Source organism: Sphaerisporangium sp. NPDC049002 (assembly GCF_040649355.1).
GTDB lineage: Bacteria > Actinomycetota > Actinomycetes > Streptosporangiales > Streptosporangiaceae > Sphaerisporangium.
Window position 1 is genome coordinate 1 of sequence record NZ_JBEZFH010000411.1, and the last position, 2,153, is coordinate 2,153.

2 protein-coding genes are annotated in these 2,153 nt (G+C 61.6%); both read right to left on the minus strand.

Features of this window, described 5'->3' with window-relative positions:
* Nucleotides 1-22: 22 nt before the first annotated feature.
* Nucleotides 23-847: an RHS repeat-associated core domain-containing protein gene (locus AB0B89_RS36085; protein WP_358562193.1), complete on the minus strand. Its 825-nt coding sequence runs from the start codon at nucleotides 845-847 to the stop codon at nucleotides 23-25.
* Nucleotides 848-1,074: 227 nt separating this feature from the next.
* Nucleotides 1,075-1,770: a hypothetical protein gene (locus AB0B89_RS36090; protein WP_358562196.1), complete on the minus strand. Its 696-nt coding sequence runs from the start codon at nucleotides 1,768-1,770 to the stop codon at nucleotides 1,075-1,077.
* Between the last annotated feature and the right edge of the window lie 383 nt (nucleotides 1,771-2,153).

Genomic DNA, 2,153 nt, shown 5'->3' on the forward strand with positions numbered 1-2,153 from the left:
ACGCGCTCACACGCTCGACGGATTAGCAGCGGTCGGAGTACCACCAGATATATTGATACCGACCGGCAGGGATGTCAAGCCAAGGGATTTTCAATCCGCCGACTCTAGCCCGAAGACACCTTCCTTCTGCATCGGCTCCGGAGGCCACATGCTTGATCCATATGGCCATGAGCAGCATGGCTACAGCTACGGCAGGCCCGATCCTCCTGAACAGAACCGAGGTAGGTTTCGCGTGTTTTCCGACACGGCTCACCATGGCGTTGATTGCTACACCGATGGCCGATGCGGTAATTATTGACTGCAAGGAAGCGAAAGTGTCGGCCGGGCGTGCCACCTTTCCAGTCTCTCGCTTGGTGAACTTGAATGTCACGTACCAGTATGCCGCTGACCGATTAAGTGAATAGTTCTCCACCGAGAACATGCCGGTGGTGTCGTAGCTGTTGATCGGCTCAGCATTGCAGTAATCATAAGCATTGGAACTACCGCCAGCCACTGGGTCGGTCTGCAGGAACCGGCCTGTGGCGGGGTTGTACAGGCGAGCACCCATAAGGACGAGGCCGGCCATGGCGTCGCTCGAACGAAGCGCTCCACCGAGCCAGGCGTACCGGCTTGGGTTGGTGGTATTGGAGGTGCGTGGACTTCCATATTCGGTTTGCTCGAAGTATGCCTGGATGCCGGTGGAACTGGTGCTGGCATCGGAGATTGCGACAATGTCGCCGTGCAGGTTGGCGAGCTGCAGAATGGTGGTGCCGTCGCTCTTCTGGATTCCGGCCAGTCCAGCGAGTCCCTTGACGTTCCGGGGTCCACGAGCCGTTGGCCTCGGTGATCCAGGCAGGGCCGTCACCACTGCTCGCATAATGGTTGGTGACGGTGCCGGGACGTGGACCACCGATGGTGGTCATGCTCCGTATGCGTCCTGCGGGGTCGAGAGCGAATGTGGAGGACTGGCTGCTCTGGGACAGGGAGGCCACCATGTCGTTGGCGTAGTAGCCCACGGTCAGGTTGATGCCGCCAGAGACCTGCGAGGCCGGCAGCTGGGTAGTGCGGCCAAAGGCGTCGTAGTTGTAGCCGCTGTTAGTGGTCCGGTCGGCTTGGTCGTAGGTGTAGCTCTGGCTGACTGGGGTGGTGTTTGGTCGAGCACTGCCCATCAGCGTCAGCTGGGTATGTTGTAAGGCTGGTGCGGTTGGTGTCTGCATCAAATCCATACAGACGCGTGATGCACTGGGTGTCCCATGTATCGGCGACCTTGGTCAGGCGGTTGGCCGCATCGTAGGTGTAGTTTTCCAGACTGCCCTGGGCGCTGGTCATTTGGAGGACGCGGCCGGCGGCGTCACGGGTCGCGGAGAAGTTCAGCCAGGGGGTTCCGTTCTTCGCGTAGGTGAGTGCGACAGTGTTGCCGCTGTTGTCGTAACCGTTGGTGACGGTAAGCGCATTGGGCAGCTTTTGCAGTGTGAGCTGCCCATCCGCTGTGTAGGCCCCAGTGAAGGTACCCGCCCCTCCGGTGTCGACGGCGGTGATCAGACCGCGGTGCTCAATTTTTCCGGAGGCGTCTGTCCCGTCGTAGGTGTATGTATAGGTGCCCTTGCCGTCGTTGACGGTCGCCACCCGCCCGGCCGCATCGTAGGTGGTGGCCGCCGTATTGCCGTCGGCGTCCGTGGTGGACGTCACACGCCCTAGAGGGTCATAGGTGGTGGTGACCGTCACTCCTGCGGCACTGGCCTGGGTCTGCAACCCGGTGACGGGGTCATAGGTGTAAGTGACGTCCGGCACGGTGGTCCCGCCCGCTGACGCCGGGGTCACGGCCACTGAGGTTGTGGCAACACGGCCTGCCGAGTCGTAGGAGTAGGTGGTGGTCCGTAGGGCCGTCCCCGTGTCCTCGGCAATGGTGGAGTTGCTGCCGAAGTAGCCATCTGGAGCTGGTGGAGCAGGCCCTCACCAGCCGGTAAGGAGCGGCTGGTCGACCGCCCGGAGATCTCACCGAGCGGCGCGCCGGCGTTACGCCATCACCGGGGACCGACACTGCCTGCAGGACGTCCCACAACTCCCAGGGGAACCTCATGTCGGCGTACGGATTCCTGTGCAGGCCTAGGTACGAATTGACGTGCAGAGCTCTGTGACGATTAGGCCGTCGCGGTGATGTTGGTGTCGACGGC